Source organism: Actinomadura parmotrematis (assembly GCF_019458805.1).
Classification (GTDB): Bacteria; Actinomycetota; Actinomycetes; order Streptosporangiales; family Streptosporangiaceae; genus Spirillospora; species Spirillospora parmotrematis.
Genome location: NZ_JAIBOA010000018.1, coordinates 133988 through 152347, shown reverse-complemented (window position 1 = coordinate 152347; position 18360 = coordinate 133988). Strand labels below are relative to the sequence as shown.

At 75.3% G+C, this 18360-nt stretch carries 15 protein-coding genes; 12 read left to right on the top strand and 3 right to left on the bottom strand.

Features of this window, described 5'->3' with window-relative positions; translation table 11 throughout:
• The first annotated feature begins 226 nt into the window (after positions 1-226).
• The 6 genes from K1Y72_RS25885 to K1Y72_RS25860 all read left to right on the top strand — a co-directional run bounded on the left by K1Y72_RS25885 (position 227) and on the right by K1Y72_RS25860 (position 10263).
• Positions 227-3703: an AAA family ATPase gene (locus K1Y72_RS25885; RefSeq protein ID WP_220169062.1), complete on the top strand. Its 3477-nt coding sequence runs from the start codon at positions 227-229 to the stop codon at positions 3701-3703.
• A gap of 18 nt (positions 3704-3721) precedes the next feature.
• Positions 3722-5284 (top strand): outer membrane protein assembly factor BamB family protein, encoded by a 1563-nt coding sequence (locus tag K1Y72_RS25880; protein WP_220169061.1) that lies wholly within the window; start codon positions 3722-3724, stop codon positions 5282-5284.
• Positions 5285-5350: 66 nt separating this feature from the next.
• On the top strand, positions 5351-5881 hold the full coding sequence (locus K1Y72_RS25875) for a DUF6404 family protein (protein WP_220169060.1): 531 nt from the start codon (positions 5351-5353) through the stop codon (positions 5879-5881).
• Positions 5882-5995: 114 nt separating this feature from the next.
• The gene (locus K1Y72_RS25870) at positions 5996-7693 is read left to right on the top strand and encodes a serine/threonine-protein kinase (RefSeq protein ID WP_220169059.1); all 1698 of its coding nucleotides are present in this window, start codon (positions 5996-5998) and stop codon (positions 7691-7693) included.
• Between the two features lie 17 nt (positions 7694-7710).
• On the top strand, positions 7711-8520 hold the full coding sequence (locus tag K1Y72_RS25865; protein ID WP_220169058.1) for a hypothetical protein: 810 nt from the start codon (positions 7711-7713) through the stop codon (positions 8518-8520).
• Positions 8521-8568: 48 nt separating this feature from the next.
• Positions 8569-10263: a serine/threonine-protein kinase gene (locus K1Y72_RS25860; protein ID WP_220169057.1), complete on the top strand. Its 1695-nt coding sequence runs from the start codon at positions 8569-8571 to the stop codon at positions 10261-10263.
• A 114-nt stretch (positions 10264-10377) separates the two neighbouring features.
• Here the strand turns inward: K1Y72_RS25860 and K1Y72_RS25855 are convergent, their stop codons facing one another.
• Positions 10378-10716, bottom strand: coding sequence for a PadR family transcriptional regulator (locus K1Y72_RS25855; RefSeq protein WP_220169056.1), 339 nt, complete (start codon positions 10714-10716; stop codon positions 10378-10380).
• A gap of 176 nt (positions 10717-10892) precedes the next feature.
• Here K1Y72_RS25855 and K1Y72_RS25850 point away from each other — a divergent pair, with 176 nt between their 5' ends.
• Positions 10893-11072 carry a hypothetical protein gene (locus tag K1Y72_RS25850; protein ID WP_220169055.1) on the top strand — a complete coding sequence of 60 codons (180 nt, stop codon included), beginning with the start codon at positions 10893-10895 and terminating at the stop codon, positions 11070-11072.
• A 151-nt stretch (positions 11073-11223) separates the two neighbouring features.
• The gene (locus K1Y72_RS36630) at positions 11224-12885 is read left to right on the top strand and encodes a serine/threonine-protein kinase (protein WP_258573694.1); all 1662 of its coding nucleotides are present in this window, start codon (positions 11224-11226) and stop codon (positions 12883-12885) included.
• A 58-nt stretch (positions 12886-12943) separates the two neighbouring features.
• On the opposite strand, the gene K1Y72_RS25840 is transcribed toward K1Y72_RS36630, so the two are convergent.
• Positions 12944-13225, bottom strand: a complete 282-nt coding sequence (locus K1Y72_RS25840; protein WP_220169054.1) for a DUF397 domain-containing protein — start codon at positions 13223-13225, stop codon at positions 12944-12946.
• Positions 13222-14088 (bottom strand): Sco1979 family transcriptional regulator, encoded by an 867-nt coding sequence (locus K1Y72_RS25835; protein WP_220169053.1) that lies wholly within the window; start codon positions 14086-14088, stop codon positions 13222-13224. The genes K1Y72_RS25840 and K1Y72_RS25835 overlap by 4 nt, the downstream gene beginning before the upstream one ends.
• Before the next feature lie 326 nt (positions 14089-14414).
• Between K1Y72_RS25835 and K1Y72_RS25830 the strand changes: the two genes are divergently transcribed.
• The 4 genes from K1Y72_RS25830 to K1Y72_RS25815 all read left to right on the top strand — a co-directional run bounded on the left by K1Y72_RS25830 (position 14415) and on the right by K1Y72_RS25815 (position 18268).
• Positions 14415-14960, top strand: a complete 546-nt coding sequence (locus tag K1Y72_RS25830) for an ATP-binding protein (protein ID WP_220169052.1) — start codon at positions 14415-14417, stop codon at positions 14958-14960.
• 143 nt (positions 14961-15103) lie between these two features.
• Entirely contained in the window at positions 15104-15469 is a 366-nt protein-coding gene (locus tag K1Y72_RS25825; protein ID WP_220169051.1) for an STAS domain-containing protein, read from the top strand.
• A gap of 196 nt (positions 15470-15665) precedes the next feature.
• On the top strand, positions 15666-16922 hold the full coding sequence (locus tag K1Y72_RS25820; RefSeq protein WP_220169050.1) for a M16 family metallopeptidase: 1257 nt from the start codon (positions 15666-15668) through the stop codon (positions 16920-16922).
• Complete coding sequence (locus K1Y72_RS25815) at positions 16919-18268, top strand: M16 family metallopeptidase (protein ID WP_220169049.1); 1350 nt, start codon at positions 16919-16921, stop codon at positions 18266-18268. The genes K1Y72_RS25820 and K1Y72_RS25815 overlap by 4 nt, the downstream gene beginning before the upstream one ends.
• The last annotated feature ends 92 nt before the right edge of the window (positions 18269-18360 follow it).

Genomic DNA, 18360 nt, shown 5'->3' with positions numbered 1-18360 from the left:
GTCTCGGCGGATCCTGGCCGGCAGGTGACTGTTCAGTGACCTACCCCCTCCAGCGTGACCGGACGAGGGTGCGGCGCAAGGGATCCCGGCCACGAACAACCCCACAAACCGCCATCGCCACCAAAAGGCGTCATCTTCCCCACGCGTCTCGGCGATCGGCTCCGCCCGTCCGCCGCACCTCTTAGTCTGTTCGGTCGGGGTTTGTGCGCGTTGAAGGGGATCACGGGTGCGGTTGCCGGAACATCTGGAGCTGCTCGTCACCGACGAGCCGGTCTTCGACCTGTACGCGCACGGCCCGTGGCGCGTCCCGGACGGCCTGTACGACGAGGTCCGCGACCGCGTCCGCGCGCTCGCCGCCGACCCGCGCGCCCGCGAGCTGACCTCGGGCGGCAACCATCCGCTGCTGGTCGAGCCGGGCCCGCTCGTCCTCGGCGACCTGCTCCTCACCCTGGACTTCCTCTGCGGCTCGGCCGCCGTCAACAGCGGCAGCCACTCGCGGCTCCAGTTCCAGTTCTTCAACGAGTTCCTGCGCGAGCCCCAGGACGCCCTCCGCCCGCCCGGCGGCTGGGGCGTGACGACCGGGGTGTTCCGCCCGCTGGAATGGCTGGAGGAGGCGCCCGACCAGGACGTCGCGCTCGCGCTCAGCCGCGCGTCGCTGGACGTCCTGGAGGGCGTCGAGCCGCTGGAGCGGCGCCGCCGCGCGCTGATCGCGCTCTACGACGACCCGCCGCCCGCCCTCGACATCGCCGGCCAGTCGCTGGACGAGCAGCGGCGCCTCTGGGCCGCGCACGCCTCCGACGAGATCGTCGCGGTGCTGCCCGAGCTCGCCGGCCCGATCGGCTACCTGGAGTGGATCTGCGCGGGCCTGCTCCCGCTGCACGAGCACCTCGTCCAGGTCGCGCCGCGCGAGGAGCCCGTCGCCGAGCTCGTGGTGCACCTGCTCGCGCAGGCCGGCCTCACCGAGGTGCCCGCCGAGCTGTCGGCGGTGCTCGACGAGGACGGCTACCAGGACGTCCTGGAGCGGTTCGCGAAGACGCGGCCGCTGTTCGACGCCAACGAGTGGTATCTCGGCGCGCGGTCCTGGCTGGCGCGCGCGCTCGGCGCGGGCGAGGCCGACGCCTGCCGCGGCTGGCTCGACATGGCGATGCGCTTCACCGGCGCCGTCCAGGGCTTCCCCGACGAGGTGGGCTACCCCGACCCCGAGTGGATCCCGGTCGGGGAGTTCCAGGCCGACCTGCGGCGCCTCGCCACCCCGCGCCGCCGCGTGGTGAACCCGCTCGCCGCGACCGTCGGCAAGAAGGCGCCGCGCACCCGCCGCCCGCGCACCCCCGACTTCGCCAGCGCCCTCGTCGGGCAGCCCGAGCTCGCCGCCGCCGTCGCCCGCGTCGCCGCCGAGCCCGACCGGCCCGTCCGGCTGATGATCGTCGGGCCGGACGGCACCGGCAAGCGCGACGCCGCCCAGGAGATCGCGCACCTGCTCGCCGACCGGCAGATCGCCGCCGAGACGCTCTGGCTCGCCGGCGACTTCTTCGCCGGCAAGGAGGTCTCGGCCGCCACCACCCACCTGTACAACGACGCCCGCGACTCCGCCGGGCAGCGCCTCATGGTCATCGACGGGCTGGACGACATGTCCCGCGACCCGCGCAGCGGCGAGGCGATCGTCGAGGAGCTGCACCGCGCCCTGGACGTCCGCGACGACCTGCACGTCGTCGCGCTCTGCGAGCCCGGCGGCGACGAGCGCGTCCGCGAGATCAACCCGGCGCTGTCGCTGCGCTTCCAGGTCGTGCGGACCCACCCCTTCACCGCCGACGGCCACGCCGAGCTGTTCGCCCGCGCCCTCTACCAGCGCGGCGCGCGCGCCCACAAGCACGCCCTCACCGCGGCCGGGCGGCTGCTCGCGCAGACCGCGCCGGTCCGCAACCTGCGCAACGCCCGGCTCGCGCAGCGCCTCGCCGACGTCATCGTCGACGCCGTCCGCGAGCGCACCCCCGAGGGCGAGGAGCTCGTCGTCAAGCGCGCCGACGTGCCCGCGACGTTCGACCCGTCCGGCTCCCCCAAGGACCCGATGGCCGAGCTGAACGCGCTCGTCGGCCTGCGCACCGTCAAGCAGGAGATCGAGCTGCAGACCGCCGGGCTCGCCGCCGCCCGGCTGCGCCGCGAGGCGGGCCTCGCGGTGCCCGTCCCCGCCCGGCACATGCTGTTCACCGGCGACCCCGGCACCGGCAAGACCGTCGTCGCGCGGCTGCTCGCCCGCATCTACAAGGACCTCGGCGTCCTGTCGTCGGGGCACCTGGTCGAGGTCGGCCGCGGCGACCTCGTCGGCCAGTACCTCGGCGAGACGGCGCAGAAGACCCGCGCGACCGTGCAGCGCGCCGTCGGCGGCGTGCTGTTCATCGACGAGGCGTACGCACTCACCCAGTCCGACCTCGGCGAGGACTACGGCGCCGAGGCGATCGCCGAGCTGGTCAAGGCGCTGGAGGACCACCGCGACGACCTCGTCGTCATCGCCGCCGGCTATGAGGCCGACATGGCGCGGTTCGCCTCCGCCAACCCCGGCCTCGCCTCCCGGTTCCCGACGACGGTCCGCTTCCCCGACTTCACCGACGCCGAGCTCGTCGACATCTTCACCGGCATGGCCGGGCAGGCCGGGCTGGAGGCGACCGCCGAGGCGCGGGCCCGCGTCGCCGAGCTGCTGCGGCGCGCCCCGCGCGGCCGCGCCTTCGGCAACGCCCGGCTGATGCGCAACCTGGCCGAGCGGGCCGCGGTCCGCCAGGCGCGGCGCGTCGCCGGGCTGAAACGGCCGTCGGCCGAGGCGCTCGGCGCGCTGCTCGCCGAGGACGTCCCCGCGTCCCTGTCGGGAGTCACCCGCGACACCCCGCCGGCCGACCCGCTCGCCGAGCTGGACGCGCTCGTCGGCCTGCGCGGCGTCAAGGAGGAGGTGCGCCGCCTCGTCGCCGAGGCCGGCAGCGCCGACCTGCGGCGCGCCGCCGGGCAGCCCGCCGCCGCGCCGACCCGCCACCTGGTCCTCACCGGCAACCCCGGGACCGCGAAGACGACGGTGGCGCGCCTGGTCGCGGCCGTCTACGCCAAGCTCGGGCTGCTGTCGTCGGGGCACCTGGTCGAGGTGCAGCGCGGCGACCTCGTCGCGCACTACCTCGGGCAGACCGCCGGGAAGGTCCGCGCCGCCGTCGAGCAGGCCGTCGGCGGGGTGCTGTTCATCGACGAGGCGTACGCGCTCGCCGCCGACGGCTACGGGCAGGAGGCCGTCGCGACGCTGGTGAAGCTGATGGAGGAGTACCGCGGCGACCTCGTCGTCATCGCCGCCGGCTACGAGCGGCAGATGACCGCGTTCCTCGCCGGCAACCCCGGCCTGGAGTCGCGGTTCGCGCGCCGCATCGCCTTCCCCGACTACACCGACGGCGAGCTGGTGGAGATCTTCGCGCGGCTCGCCGCCGCCGAGGGCCTCACCCTGGCCGACGACCTGCCGGGGGCGCTGCGGGCGCTGCTCGCCCGCGTCCCGCGCGGCCCGGCGTTCGGCAACGGGCGGCTGATGCGCAACGTCCTGGACGAGACGATCGCCGCGCAGGCGTCCCGGCTGCTGGCGGGCGACCCGCCGGCCGCCGCCGAGATCACCGTCCTGCGCGCCGCCGACCTGCCGTCCCGCGCGGGCGGCCTGGAGGAGCACGTCGGCCAGTACCTGTAGGGGCTATCTTGTGGCGCTATGCGCGCCTTATGGCTTGCCGTCGCCTGCCTGCTGCCGGCGTCCTGCACGGCGGGCGCACCGCGTCCCCCGGCCCGCGCGACGCCCTCGGCGCCGCCGGTGCTCGCCGACGCCGGCCCGGCCTCCCCGACGCTGGCGCCCGGCTGGCGCCTCGCGGGCGCGCCCGGCGAGCAGATGGCCGTCGCCGACGGCCGGCTGTTCGTCGCCGGCCCGGAGTCCCTGCGCGCCTACGACCTGGCCGGCGGCAAGCGGCTCTGGACGGTGCCCGTGCGGGCGCCCCGCACCGTGCAGGCCGTCACCGCGACCGCCGGGACCGTGCTGCTGGCCACCTGGGACCGCGGCGGCGACGAGCGCTGGTCCGCGCTGGACGCCGGCAGCGGCGCCGAGGTGTGGGCCACTTCCGGCCAGGGCCGCCCGCTGGTGCAGGCCCTGCACTTCCCGTCCGCCGCGGGCGTCGTCCCCGCCGTCTCCGACCCGACGCAGCGGACCGTCAAGGGCGTCGACGCGCGCACCGGCCACGTCCGCTGGGCCACCGGCAAGGTCACCGACGGCGACTGCCTGGCCGACCCGACCCTGACCGAGCACGTGCGGAGCGACGGCAGCGTCGTCCTCGTCCCCCTCGCCTGCCCCAGCGCCGTCATGGCGGCGGCGCTGGACCCGGCCACCGGCGCCGTCCTCTGGCGGCGGCGGGTCGCGCCGGGCGGGGTCGACGCCGGGTTCACCGCCCGCGTCGCCGGGGGCGTCACCCTGCTGTCGTGGTCGGGCAACAGCGCCCTGCTCGACCGGAGGGGCCGCGTCCTCGCCGACACCGGGCTCTGCCAGACGAACTGCTCCCTGGCCGTCACCGGCCGGTACGCCGCGGTCGCGGGCGACGGCGGCGTCCAGGTCGCCGACCTGCGCACCGGCACCGTCAAGTCCCACAGCCTCCCCGACTACACCCAGCTCGCCGCCGCGGGCGGCGTCCTGTACGCCCTGCGCGACGGCCCGGCGCCGCTGATGGCGAGCACGCTCGACCGCATCGACCCCGCGACGGGCCGCGCGACCCCGGCGGCCCTGCCCATCGCCGCGTCCTCGTCCGCGCCCTCGCCGACGTTCGGCGAGAACATGATCGCCGCGGGCGGCGACCTGTTCCTCCTCCGCTCCGACCTGGGCGGCCGCACCTGGACGGCCGCGCAGATCGTCCCCGGCCCGGCGCGCCCCGGGCCGTCCGAGCTCGGCGGCGTCCGCCCGCGCGACTGGCCCGACGCCTGCACGCTCGCGCGCGGCGTCCGCGGCACCCATCCGGCCGACGCCCGCGTCGGCGCGTCCACCCTGCGGCACGTCTCCTGCCGCCTGTCGGGGATCACCACGACGGTCGCGTGGGTCGCGCCCACCCCCGCCCTGGCGGCGGCCGTCTTCGACGGCGACGACCGGCACGTCCGGCTCGGCGACGGCAGCACGACCCTGGCCTCGCCGCCGCGCACCGTCATGCGCTCGGGCCGCTTCGTCGTCGTCTTCGACGGCGACGGCCCGCAGGTGGACCGCCTCGCCGACGCCGTCCACGCCGCGCTCCGCGCCCGCTGAGCCCGGCACCCATACCCATCCGGGCCTTCCGGACATACTCCCCCCGTCCGCGGCCACACTCAGAGCATGCCCACCTGGCGCGAACGTCTGGCCTCCCCGCCCGCCTGGCAGCTGTTCCTCGGCACCGGCGCCCCCTTCGGCGTCCTGTTCGGCCTCTTCTTCGGCCTCCGCGAGGACACCGGCCCGGCCGTTGCGGTCCTCGCCGGACTCGCCGCCGGCGTCCTGTTCGGCGCGACCATGACCTTCCTCCTGCTGCGCAGCCGCCGCCGCGACGTCGCCGCCGCGGGCACGACCCGCGTCACCCCCATCGACCTGGCGCTCCGCCGCGGCCAGGCCCCCGCGGACCCGGCCGACGACGACGCCGCGCTCGCCCTCATCGCCCGCCGCCGGCGCCAGCTCCGCACGTCCTACCGCTACAACCCGATCCTCGCGGGCGCCCTCGCCGTCCTCGGCGCCCTCCAGGCCCTGCTCAACCCCTGGTGGTGGCTCGCCGCCGCCTTCTGGGCGGCCATGATCCCCGTCAGCGTCCTCGGCATCCGCCGCGCCCAGTCCCGCCTCGACACCGCCGAGACCACCATCCGCACCCGCCACCCCTGACCGTTCCGGCCGTTTTCTCCGCGATCTGCGGTTATCAAAACCCCTGACTCGATAGTCCGACATTGGTAAAGTCGGCCGCGATCTTCGGATTCGATCACATCGCGGAGGCGGCCGATGAAGGGCGAGCAGGAAGCGCGGACGCCCCGATCCGGCCCGCTGATGTCCGACGATCCGGCGTCGATCGGGGCGTACCGGCTGTTAGGGCGGCTGGGCGAGGGCGGGATGGGATCCGTCTACCTGGGCCTGGCGTCCGACGGGCAGCGTGTCGCGATCAAGGTGATCCGCCCCGAGCTGGTCACCGGCGGATCTTTCCGCGCCCGCTTCGACAGCGAGATCACCAACGCCCGGCGCGTCGCCTCCTTCTGCACCGCCCGCGTCCTGGACCACGGCGACACCGACGGCCACCCCTACCTGGTCACCGAATACATCGACGGACCCTCCCTCGGCGACCACGTCGAAGCCTCGGGGCCCCTCCCACCGGAGCCGTTGCAAGCCCTGGCGGTCGGCGTGGCCGCCGCGCTCATCGCGATCCACGCGGTGCGGCTGGTGCACCGCGACCTCAAGCCGCGCAACGTCATGCTCGCCCCCGACGGACCCCGCGTCATCGACTTCGGCATCGCCCGCGCCCTCGACACCGACGAGCACCACACCCGCACCGGCGGCGTCGTGGGCAGCCCTGGGTGGATCGCCCCCGAGCAGTACTTCGACGGCGTGGTGAGCCCGGCCGCGGACGTGTTCGCCTGGGGCTCTCTGATCGCCTACGCGGCGACCGGACGCCACCCGTACGGCTCCGGCGGCATGGCGGCTCTCGCCCAGCGCGCCCGCCAGGCCGGGTACGACGTGTCGGGCGTCCCCGGGAAGCTGCAACCGCTCGTCCGCGCGGCCCTGGAGCCCGACCCGGCCCGGCGTCCCACCGCCGACGGGCTCCTGGCGGGCCTCCTCGGGACCGTCCGGACGGGGCAGAACGCCGACGAGGCCGCCGCCACCGCCGTCCACACCGGGTGGCAGGACCTGCGGACCGCGACGGCGGACGCCTCCCCGACCCCGGAGACCAGGGAGGACGCCTCGCCCCTGGCACGGCGGCGGATGCCGACCTGGCTGCTGTCGGTGCTCTCGGCGGCCGTGACGGCGGTCGTCGTCGGCGCCGCCTGCGTCGGCGTGGTGCTGCTCCGCGACGACGGTGGCGCCGCCTCGGCCGCGCCGCCGCGCCCGTCCCCGGCGGTTTCCTCGGCGGCCTCCGCGGAACCGCCCGTCACGAAGGTCGCCGACGTGTGCGGCCTGCTGTCCGCACCGGTGATGACCGCCTACCTGCCCCAGTCCGCCGTCAACCCGAGCGGCGGCGGCGACACGCACGTCTGCGCTTGGACGACCGCCGGCGTCCAGGACGCGGACGGCATGGAGAACGACCGCTACCTCCAGGTGAAGGTGACCGTCCACCGCGACGCCGCCGGCCGGGCCGGGGCGGCGCGGGCGGCCGACGCGTTCGCCGAGGCGGAGCGCAAGGAGCGCGGGCGCGGCGACTCGGCGGGCCCCGGCGACAGCTACGGCCCCGTCGAGACCGTCCGCGGCCTCGGCGACGAGGCGTTCGCCGGGACCAAGCTGCACCAGGGCGACGGCCCGGCCGGCGTCGGGGCCGTCGTCGTGCGGCGCGGCAACGTCCTGCTGGACGTCCGCTACGCCGGCGCCGACTACCCGCCGCGGTCCCCCTCCAAGAGCACCGCGCTCGACCCGCAGAAGGCGAAGGCGGCCGCGACCGCGATCACCGGGGACCTGCTGCGCGCCCTGTCGGCCTGCCGCGACTGCCATTCGTGACCACGGACGGAGCCCCGATGCCCCCACCCGACGCGCCCGCCGCCCGCGGTTCCCGGCGGGACGGCCGAGCCCGCTGGGCGGTCCCGGCGGCCACCAGCGCCGTCACCGCCGCCGTCACCGCCGGGGCGGTGTTCGGCACCGCCGCCGCGCTGGACGGCCGGGACGGCGGCCCGCACCGCGCCCCGTCCGCCGCCGGCCGGCCGGCCGCGACCGCGCCGGCCGCGACCGCGCCGGCGGCCCCCGGCACGCTGTTCACCAAGGTCGCCTCCGTGTGCCCGCTCGTCGATCCGGCCACCGCCCGGCGGCTGGCCCCCGACCCCGAGATCGAGATGACGCCGGCCGAGAGCGGCGCGGAGGCGGCGTGCGAATGGTCGTCCCAGGCCCGGTCCCATCCGGGGCAGCTGCGGTCCGTGCGCGTGTCCGTCGGCGTCTACACCGCCGCCGACGGGGTCGCCGGGGCGCAGGCCGCGCGAGGCGCCTACGAGGTGGAGTCCGAGACCGCCGGCGACGCGGGCGGCGGCCCTACGGTCCAGGACGGCACGACCTTCCGGCCGCTGTCGGTGCGCCGCCTCCCCGGTCTCGGCGACAAGGCGTTCGCCTCGGCGGAGCAGCAGACCGGCCGCTACGGCGGGACGACCTCCGTGACGGTCGTCGTGCTGCTGCGGAACGCCGTCGTGAAGGTGGCCTTCCAAGGCAGCGACAACCCGCGCGGCGCCCCGTCCACCACGACCGTGCCCATCGATCCGGCCCCGTTCCGGCCGGTCGTCGAGCAGGCCGCCAGGGAGGCGGTCACCGCCTTGACCAGGTGCGTCGACTGCCGTATCTGACGGGTTCCTTTTCCTTTCCCGCCCGACCGCTTGACCCATGGGGGAGCCATGCAGGCCGACGAGAACGCGTGGACCTCCGGCGCGCAACCGCTGGCGTCCGACGATCCGGTCTCGGTCGGGGCGTACCGGCTGCTGGGCCGGCTGGGCGAGGGCGGCATGGGCGCCGTCTACCTCGGCCTGGCCCCCGACGGACGCCGCGTGGCCATCAAGGTGATCCGCCCCGAACTGGCCACCGGCGACTCCTTCCGCGCCCGCTTCGACAGCGAGATCACCAACGCCCGGCGCGTCGCCTCCTTCTGCACCGCCCGCGTCCTGGACCACGGCGACACCGACGGCCACCCCTACCTGGTCACCGAATACATCGACGGACCCTCCCTGGAAGACCGCATCGCGACGGACGGCCCGCTGGCCCCCGAGCCGCTGCGCGCCCTCGCCATCGGAGTGGCGACCGCGCTCACCGCCTTCCACTCCGTGCGGCTGGTGCACCGCGACCTCAAGCCCCGCAACGTCATGCTCGCCCCCGACGGACCCCGCGTCATCGACTTCGGCATCGCCCGCGCCCTCGACACCGACGAACGCCACACCCGCACCGGCGCGGTGATCGGCAGTCCCGGCTGGATCGCGCCGGAGCAGTTGTTCGACGGCGTGGTGAGCCCGGCGGCGGACGTGTTCGCCTGGGGCACCCTGATCGCCTACGCGGCGACCGGCCGCCACCCCTACGGCACCGGCAACCTGCCGACCCTCGCCACCCGCGCCCAGCAGGCGCGCTACGACCTCGACGGGGTGCCCGCCGACCTGCAACCGCTCGTCCGCGCGGCCCTGGAGCCCGACCCGGCCCGGCGCCCCGCCGCCGACGGCCTCCTGGCGGGCCTCATCGGCACCCACCGCACCAGGGACGACGCCGAGCGGGCCGCCGCCACCGCCGTCCACGCGGCGTGGACGCCGGCGACGCCCTCCCCCACACGGCCCGAGAGCGCGCCGGCCCGCCGGGCGCGCAGGACGTGGCCGATCGTCGGGGCGGCGTGCGCGGCGGTGCTCGCCGTCTCGGCGGGGACCGCCTGGGGCGTCACCGCCCTCCGCGGCGACGGACCCGGCGGCGCGGCGCGCTCCCCCGCGCCGGTCGCCGCGACCCCGGCGGCCGCCCGGTTCGCCAAGGTGGAGGGCGTCTGCGCGCTCATCCCGCAGAGCCTCATCGACGCGCTCGTGCCCGGCGAGCACCACCAGCCGATGCTGAAGGACCCGGTCGACGCCGCCACCGGCGACGGCAAGGCGACCGGCTGCACGTGGACGTCCTCGGACATGGCGGGCGCGCCGGTCCAGCGCGCCCGCAGCCTGCACATCAAGATCATCATCCGTCGCGACGGATCCGACCGGACCGGCGCGATGAAGGCCGGCGCCGACTTCGCCCAGGCCCGCCAGGAGATCGCCGCGACGGCCGACCGGACCAAGGGCGCCACCGTCTTCGGACCGCTCGTGCCGCTCGCGGGGATCGGCGACGAGTCCTACGTCGCGACCAAGCAGGAGACCTCAGGCCGGGCCCGCTTCGGCAACGCCATCCTGCGCGCGCGCCTGGCCAACCTGCACATCGAGCTGGTCTACGGGGGCACCGACGCGCCCGCGTCCAAGCCCGGAGCGGCGTCCCAGACGACGCCCGTCCCCATGGACGTCGCCCGCGACGACGTCGAGCAGGCCGCCCGCGCGGCGATCGCCTCGCTGCGCGCCTGCGTGACGTGCCGCGGCTGACCCGCGCCGGTCAGGTGCGGCGGGTGCGGCCGAGGAGGTAGGCGGCGAGGGCGGCGGCCCGCGGGCCGGTGAGACCGCGGTCGCGCAGCCGGTCGGCGAGCTCGTCGTAGTAGGTCATCGGACGCCTCCTCGGGCGAGCAGGGAACGGACGGAGGCGTCGAAGGCGAGCCAGCCGCCGCCCTGGTCCGCGAGGGTGGCGCGGCCGCGGGGGGTCAGCCGGTAGTAGCGGCGGCCGGGGCCGCGCTCGGCGGCGCGGAACTCCGCCGCGACCTCCCCGGCCTCCTCCAGGCGGTTGAGGACGGGGTAGAGGGTGCCGCCCTTGATCTCGCCGACGCCCGCCGCGGCGAGCGTCTTGGCGATCTCGTAGCCGTAGCTCTCGCCCTCGGTGAGGGCGGCGAGGACCAGCAGGTCCAGCACGCCCTTCAGCCAGCTGGCGCGGCGGTCGGCGGTCATCGGCGGCTCCTCGGTCGGCGGGACGAGTTAGACGCTAGTACCACCTAAATAGGTATGCAACATAGGTAGCTCCGGCCGACATGAAGAAGATCTCGGAATCCTCGGAATAGCGGTAGAGATCTTGCGGTTGCAACTAGTGCAAGCGCATCCGTCCCACGACCCCCACAGGAGGTCACGTGCCCAGCAGCATCCCGACGACGCGCAACTCCGCGCGCAAGCAGGTGAGGACGCACTCGCTGCGCGCCCTCGCCGTCGCCGCGCGCCTGGAACGCCACCACGTCCTGGAGGGACCGCCGGGCGGTCCGGACGGCCGGGCGGAGGCGGACGGCACCGCCGCCGTCGCCGACCCGGCCTGACCCCGGCGCGAACCCGAGAAGGCCCCGCATTTAGGTGAATGCGGGGCCTTCCGGCTATCCGTCCCGACTCGCCCCACCGCGCCCGCTTCGCGGAGCACCTACGATCATGAGACCAGTGCGACGGAAGTGGGACGGTGTGACGGACCGGACGATGCCCGACGCGCAGCCGCTGCGCTCGGGCGACCCGACCAGCCTCGGCGGCTACGCGGTGCTCGGGCGGCTCGGGGAGGGCGGGCAGGGCGCGGTGTTCCTCGGCCGCGCCGGCGACGGCGAGCTCGTGGCGGTCAAGCTGCTGCACGGTGGTCTCGCCGGGGACGGGCCGGCGCGCGCCCGGTTCGTGCGCGAGCTGGAGGTCGCCAAGCGGGTCGCCCGGTTCTGCACCGCGCAGGTGCTGGACGCCGACGTCGCGGGCGACCGGCCCTACATCGTCAGCGAGTACGTGCCGGGGCTGTCGCTGCACGCCGTCGTCCAGCAGGACGGGCCGCGCGGCGGCGGGGCGCTGGAGCGGCTCGCGGTCGGCACGCTGACCGCGCTCTACGCCATCCACCAGGCCGGCATCGTGCACCGCGACTTCAAGCCGCACAACGTGATGATCGGGCCGGACGGGCCGCGCGTCATCGACTTCGGGGTGGCGCGGGCGCTCGGCGCGGCGGGCGAGACGCAGAACGTCGGCACGCCCGCCTACATGGCGCCCGAGCACTTCACCGGCGCGGAGATCACGCCCGCGTCCGACATGTTCGCCTGGGGCACCACGATGGTGTTCGCGGCGAACGCGCGGCCCGCGTTCGGCAACGACGAGATGGCCTCGGTCATGCACCGGATCCTGACCGCCGAGCCAGAGCTCGGCGCGCTCCGCGAGCCGCTCCGCGGTCTCGTCGCGGCGTGCCTGGACAAGGACCCGGGACGGCGGCCGACGGCGCGCGCGGCCCAGGAGTGGCTGGTGGGCGGCCCCTCGGGAGTCACCGCGCAGCCCGAGACGCCCCGACCTGCGCCCGCGCCCGTCCCCGCGCCGCTGCCGCCCCCTGCGGCGGCCCCGCAGCGTCCCGTCGCGGTGCGCCCGCCGGACCCGGTCCCGCCCGGCGGCGGGACGCACGGCGCTACCGCGCCCCTCGCTCCCCGGCGGGGGCGGCGGGCGGCCCTGGTCCCGATCGCGGCGGCGGTGGCCGTCGCCTCCGTCGTCGCGGGCGGCTCGGTCTGGGCGGCGACGCGATCGAGCGGCGGCGGGACCGGCGGCCGGGACGCGGCCGCGGCGCAGCAGGGCGGCGAGTCCGGCGCGGGCGCCGCCGCCGACGGCCTCGGCGGCGGTTCCTCCGGCGCGCCGTCGAAGGGGCCGAACGGTCCGAAAGGCAAGGCGCCGAAGGGGCCCGTCCCGACGAAGGGGAGCGGCCGCCAGGCCAGCGGCGGGACGGCAGCACCGACGGCGTCCGCCCCCGCGGCCGACGGCGGGACGGCTCCCACGCCCGCGCGGACGACGGCGGCGGCCGAACCCGCCAACAAGTACACGCCGCAGCAGGCGTGCAACTCCGGCGGTCACGGCGGCGGCTACTACGTGCAGCGCTCGCTCGCCGTATCAGGCGGCCGCGCCTACCTGCTCTACAACAGCTCGGGCTACAACTGCGCCGTCACGATGAAGACCCGCAGCGTCGGCAAGAGCTCTGCGGTCGCGGTGTGGATCCAGCGCAGCGGCGGCGCGAAGGTGGGCGACAGCGGTTCCTACGCCTGGTACGCCGGGCCCGTGTACGTGTCGGCGGCCAAGAAGTGCGTGCGCTTCGGTGCGGGCGCGGCGGCCGCGCCCTACGGGAACTGCGGCTGATCCGGGCCGGGCGCCGTGCGACGTTCCCGGGGAGCGGTCCCCGGGAACGTCCCCCGTCTCAGTTGCCGGCGCCGAGGAGATGGTCGAAGTCGCCGTCCTTGGCGCCGAGGATCAGCGCCTCGATCTCGGGCCGGGTGTAGATGAGGGCGGGGCCCTCGGGATGGCGGGAGTTGCGCATCGCGATGCGGTCGTCGGGGAGCTCGGCCATCTCGACGCAGTTGCCTTGCGAGTTGCTGCGCCGGGACTTCAACCAGCGCGCCCCGTGGAGGCTGGTCGCGGGCATCCCGTTGTACGTGGGCTGGACGGCCCGGCTGGGGCCGTGGTCGGTCTGGAGCATCATGTCTCTCTGAGAAGATCACCAAGAAGCTCGACGGTGCGTTCCGGGGTCTCGCTGTCGACGCAGAGGCGTTCCATCGCCTGCAGGTAGGTGTCGACATCGTCGCGCTTGTCGAGGTACATCGCACCGGTGAGGTTCTCGACGTAAACCACGTCCGGCAGATCCTGCTCGGGAAAGCGCAGGATCGTGAAGGCCCCTCCCTCGGCGGCGTGGCCACCGAAGCGGAACGGCATGATCTGGATGGTGACGTTGGGGAGCTTGGACATCTCGATCAGGTGCTCGAACTGACCGCGCATGACCTCGGGTCCGCCGATGGGGCGCCGCAGCGCCCCCTCGTCGAGCACCGCCCACAGGCGTGGGGCCTCGGGTCCGGTGAGCCGCTCCTGGCGCTGCATGCGCAGGCCGACGCGCTGGTCGATCTCGTGTTCGGCCGCGTCCGCGTTGCCCTGCTTGATGACCGACCGCGCGTACCCCTCGGACTGCAGCAGCCCCGGAACGAACTGCAGCTCGTACGTGCGGATCAGTGCGGCGGACTCCTCCAGACCCACGTAGGTCTGGAACCAGCCCGGCAGGACGTCGTTGTAGCGGTGCCACCAGCCTGGCGTGTTGGCGTCCTTGGCCAGCTGGAGCAGCGCCTCGCGCTCGGTGGGGTCGGTGACGCCGTACAGCGTGAGCAGGTCGGCGACGTCCCGCTCCTTGAAGCTGACGCGGCCGAGCTCCAAGCGGCTGATCTTGGACTCCGACGCGCGGATGACGTAGCCGGCCTCCTGCCGGCTCACACCTCTCGCCTCGCGTTGGCGGCGCAGCTGTGAGCCGAGCAGGATCCGACGGACCGTCGACCCGCTTCCCGGCGTCTCTGGAGTCACGCCCAACCTCCCGGCTTCATGGCGGACAGCGAACCTAGTGTGCCACTCGCCTCCGTGTCCTGCGGAGCTCTCCGATCACCCGATCGAAGGACTTCCGCCGTCTGGAGTACCGCTCGTTCTTCCTGTGGAAAACTTCGTGCACGTGCATTGGGCCTTGCATTCGCACGCTACGATGCGCAGGATAACGCACGAGACTTCCGAGCCACGGCTGCACAACGAGATCACTCTGCGGGGTCCCCGGGATGACGTCACGCCACGCGCACGATGCGACGCGCTGGACGCTGGAAACGACGCACGCGGGGCCCGCGGGGACACAGGACCTACCGGTGCACTCGACCCCCGTACCCGAATCCTCCGACCTGCCCCCGCGGCTCGCCTGCGCGCTGGACTCGCTGGTGGACCCGGTCGGCCCGGCCGCGACCTTCACCGTCCCGCCCGATCCCGAGTCGGTCACCGACGCGCGGCACTTCGCGCTCGACCGGCTCGGCGAGTGGCGCCTCGGGGCGCTCCGCGACGACGTCGGCCTGGTCGTCTCCGAGCTGGTCACCAACGCGCTGCGGCACAGCGGCGGCACCCCGCTCGGGATGCCGCGCTGGAACGCCCGCGACGGCTTCGGCGCCCTCATCGACCCGCTCGGCTCGGCGCCCGCGGTGATCCAGCTCCGCCTCGTCCACGAGGCGTCCTGGCTGCTCTGCGGCATCATCGACGCGAGCGGCGACGCCCCGCGCCGCAAGGAGCCCGACTACATCGCCGAGACGGGGCGCGGCCTGCACCTGGTCGAATCCTTCTCCAGGCGCTGGGGTTGGCGCGGCCTGCCGCGGGGCAAGGTGGTCTGGGCGCTCTTCCGCGACCCGACCGCCGGCGACCGCTGACGGCCGCCGGCCGGCTCCGGGCGCCCGCGGACGCCGCGCCCCCAGGACGCCGCGTAACGGCCTCTCCGTACGTTGCCGGGATAACCCGATCGCTCCTGGGTATACGGCACATTCCTGTACGGAGCATCTGACAAGGAGCAACAGTGGAATTCGCCGTCGAAAGCCGCACCGAGCAAGATCTGACCGTCGTCACGATCAGCGGCGAGATCGACGTGTTCACCAGTCCCCGGCTGCGCGAGATGCTGCTCGACATCATCGAGAACGGCGGCCTGCACCTGGTGGTCGACCTCGGCGAGGTCACCTTCCTCGACTCCACCGGCCTCGGCGTGCTGGTCGGCATCTACCACCGGCTGCGCGCGCGGGACGGCTCCATGTCCTTCATGGGCGTCAACGACCGGGTCCGCCGCGTCTTCCACGTCACCCAGCTCACCAAGATCTTCGTGCTGCACGGCTCGCTGGAGGAGGCGCAGGCCGCCCACAAGGCCGCCCAGGCCGAGCAGGCGGGCTGAAGTCCCGCCCGCGAGAACGCACCGGCCGGCTCCACGGGGCGGGCGCGTGCCGCACCCGGCGACCGGCGAAACGGTACGGTGAGACGGAGATCAAGCCCGCCGCCGGGGCCGGATCCGGCCCACGGCCGCACCGCGGACCGGCCCGCGCGCGCGGCGCTGTCCGACGAACCGACCAACCACCGGACGGGAGCGCTCCGTGGCCGAACAGCCGCTGCACGAGCACACGCTCGCCAACGGCCTGCGGGTGGTGGTCTGCGAAGACCACGTCGTCCCGCTCGCCGCCGTGAACATCTGGTACGGCGTGGGCTCGCGGCACGAGGTCGCCGGCCGCACCGGCCTGGCGCACCTCTTCGAGCACCTGATGTTCCAGGGCTCGGGGAACGTGGCCGAGGGCGAGCACGCCGCGCTGCTGGAGAGCGCCGGCGCCACCTTCAACGCCAGCACCTCCTTCGAGCGCACCAACTACTACGAGACCGTCCCGGTCAGCCACCTGGAGCTCGCGCTCTGGCTGGAGGCCGACCGGATGGGCACGCTGCCCGCCGCGCTCACCCAGGCCAACCTGGACAACCAGCGCGACGTGGTGAAGAACGAGCGCCGCCAGCGCTACGACAACCAGCCCTACGGCACCGCGTTCGAGCGGCTGTGCCGCCTGACGTTCCCGCCGGGCCACCCCTACGCGCACACCCCCATCGGGTCGATGGCCGACCTCGACGCCACCACCCTGGAGGACTGCGCCGACTTCTTCGCCACCTGGTACGCGCCGGGCAACGCGGTCCTGTCGATCGTCGGCGACGTCGACCCCGAGCGCGCCCTCGCCGACGCCGAGCGCTACTTCGGCGGCCTGCCGGCCGGCCCGGCCTCGCCCGCGCCGCGCCCCGGCGACCTCGGGCCGCTCGGCGAGGTCCGCGTCGAGATGGTCGACGAGGACGTCCCCTCCCCCGCCTACTTCGCGCTGTTCCCGCTGCCCTCCGACGGCGGCGGCGACATCGAGGCCGCCGAGCTCGCCGTGGAGATCCTCGGCGGCGGCGCCGGCTCGCGCCTCTACGACCGGATGGTGCGCCGCGACGAGATCGCCACCGAGGTGTGGGCCGGGGTGACCCGCCTCGCCGGCGGCCCGTCCCTCGCCATCGTCGACGCCGTCGGCCCCGACCCCGCCAAGATCGCCGAGGTGCTGGACGAGGAGCTCGCCCGGTTCGCCGCCGAGGGGCCGGACGCCGACGAGGCCGCGCGCGCCACCGCGCAGGCCGAGCGCGGCTTCCTGGAGCAGACCGAGACCGTCACCGGCCTCGCCAACGCCCTGTCGGCGAACGCGACGCAGTTCGGCGACGCGGCGCGGGTGTTCACCGCCCCGCAGCGCGCGGCGTCCGTCACCGCCGACCAGATCAAGGACATGGCGGGCCGCTGGCTGGTGCCCGGCTCGCGGACCGCGCTGAACTACGGAGGCGCCTCGTGACCGCGACCCTGCAGCCCCGCCCCGTCCCGGGGCCGGTGCCCGCCTGGGCGTTCCCGGTCGGCGCCCCCGGCCAGGTCCCCGGCGGCCCCGCCACGCTGCGCTGCGACCTGCCGGGCCGCCGCCTCGCCTCGGTGCGGCTGCTGCTCGACGCCGGCGCCGGCCGCGAGGCGCGCGGCCTGGAGGGCGTCGCGACGATCACCGCGCGGGCGCTGCTGGAGGGCACCCGCCCCGGCGGCGGCACCGAGCTCACCGCCGCGTTCGAGCGGCTCGGCGCCAGCCTGTTCGCCTCCGCCGACCTCACCGCCCTGCGGATCGCGCTCGACGTCCCCGTCACCCGCCTCGACCCGGCGCTGGAGCTGCTGTCGACCGTGCTGCGCTCGGCCGCGCTCGACGACGCCGACATCGGGCGCCTCGGCCGCGAGCGGCTGGAGGAGATCGCCCAGGAGGACGCCGACCCGGGCTCGCGCGCGATGCGCGAGCTGCGCGCCGTCATGTTCCCGGACGCGGCCCGCGCGCACCTGCCGACCGGCGGCACCCGCGCGTCCATCGCCGCGATCACCGGCGCCGACGTCCGCGCGTTCTTCGGCTCGGCCGAGCCGGGCGAGGCGACCGCCGTCGTCGCCGGCGACCTCGCCGGCACCAACGTCGACGCCGCGTTCACCGGCGCCCTGTCCGGCTGGACCGCGGCGGGCCCGGCCCTCCCGGCCGCCGACGACGTCCCGCCGACCGCCGGGCCGCGGATCGTCGTGGTCGACCGGCCCGGCTCCGTGCAGACCTACCTCGCGCTCGCCCACGGCGTCCCGAACCGCCGCAGCGCCGACTGGCCGCTGCTCGCGGTCGTCGCGCACGTCCTCGGCGGCGGCCTCACCTCGCGGCTGAACGCGGTGCTGCGCGAGGAGAAGGGCTACACCTACGGCGTGCGGGCTGGGCTGCTGCGGATGCCGCACTGCGGCCTGTTCATCGCGCAGGGCTCGGTGCACACCGAGGTCACTGGCGACGCCGTCGCCGACGCCCTCGCCGGGCTGCGCAGCGTCGTCGAGCGCGGCGTCACCGAGGAGGAGTGCCGGTCGTCGGTGACCGCGCTCGCCGACCGGGCGCCCGCCGAGTACGAGACCGCGCGCGCCGTCGCCGCCGAGCTGGCCGACGCCGCCGCGAACGGCCTCGGCGCCGACTACCCGCGCCGCTACCTGGAGGCCGTCCGCGCGGCGACGCCCGCCGAGCTGGAGCGCGCCTACCGCGAGCACGTCGGCACCGACGCGCTGACGGTCGTCGCGGTCGGCGACGCGGCGCAGATCCGCGAGCCGCTGGAGAAGCTGGGCTACGCGCCGGTGACCGTCGCGGAGTAGGTGATTGCATCCCGTTGGACACCCCGTGTCAGGGGAACCAATGGCATGGTGGTTCTCGTCCGACTTGCGGCGGGGGCTGTTCCCCCGCGCGC

Bases quoted from the DNA above. Each gene is read 5' to 3' on its own strand.
- K1Y72_RS25880 (WP_220169061.1), top strand. From the start codon at position 3,722: ATGCGCGCCTTATGGCTTGCCGTCGCCTGCCTGCTGCCGGCGTCCTGC.
- K1Y72_RS25875 (WP_220169060.1), top strand. From the start codon at position 5,351: ATGCCCACCTGGCGCGAACGTCTGGCCTCCCCGCCCGCCTGGCAGCTG.
- K1Y72_RS25870 (WP_220169059.1), top strand. From the start codon at position 5,996: ATGAAGGGCGAGCAGGAAGCGCGGACGCCCCGATCCGGCCCGCTGATG.
- K1Y72_RS25865 (WP_220169058.1), top strand. From the start codon at position 7,711: ATGCCCCCACCCGACGCGCCCGCCGCCCGCGGTTCCCGGCGGGACGGC.
- K1Y72_RS25860 (WP_220169057.1), top strand. From the start codon at position 8,569: ATGCAGGCCGACGAGAACGCGTGGACCTCCGGCGCGCAACCGCTGGCG.
- K1Y72_RS25855 (WP_220169056.1), bottom strand. From the start codon at position 10,716: ATGACCGCCGACCGCCGCGCCAGCTGGCTGAAGGGCGTGCTGGACCTG.
- K1Y72_RS36630 (WP_258573694.1), top strand. From the start codon at position 11,224: ATGCCCGACGCGCAGCCGCTGCGCTCGGGCGACCCGACCAGCCTCGGC.
- K1Y72_RS25840 (WP_220169054.1), bottom strand. From the start codon at position 13,225: ATGATGCTCCAGACCGACCACGGCCCCAGCCGGGCCGTCCAGCCCACG.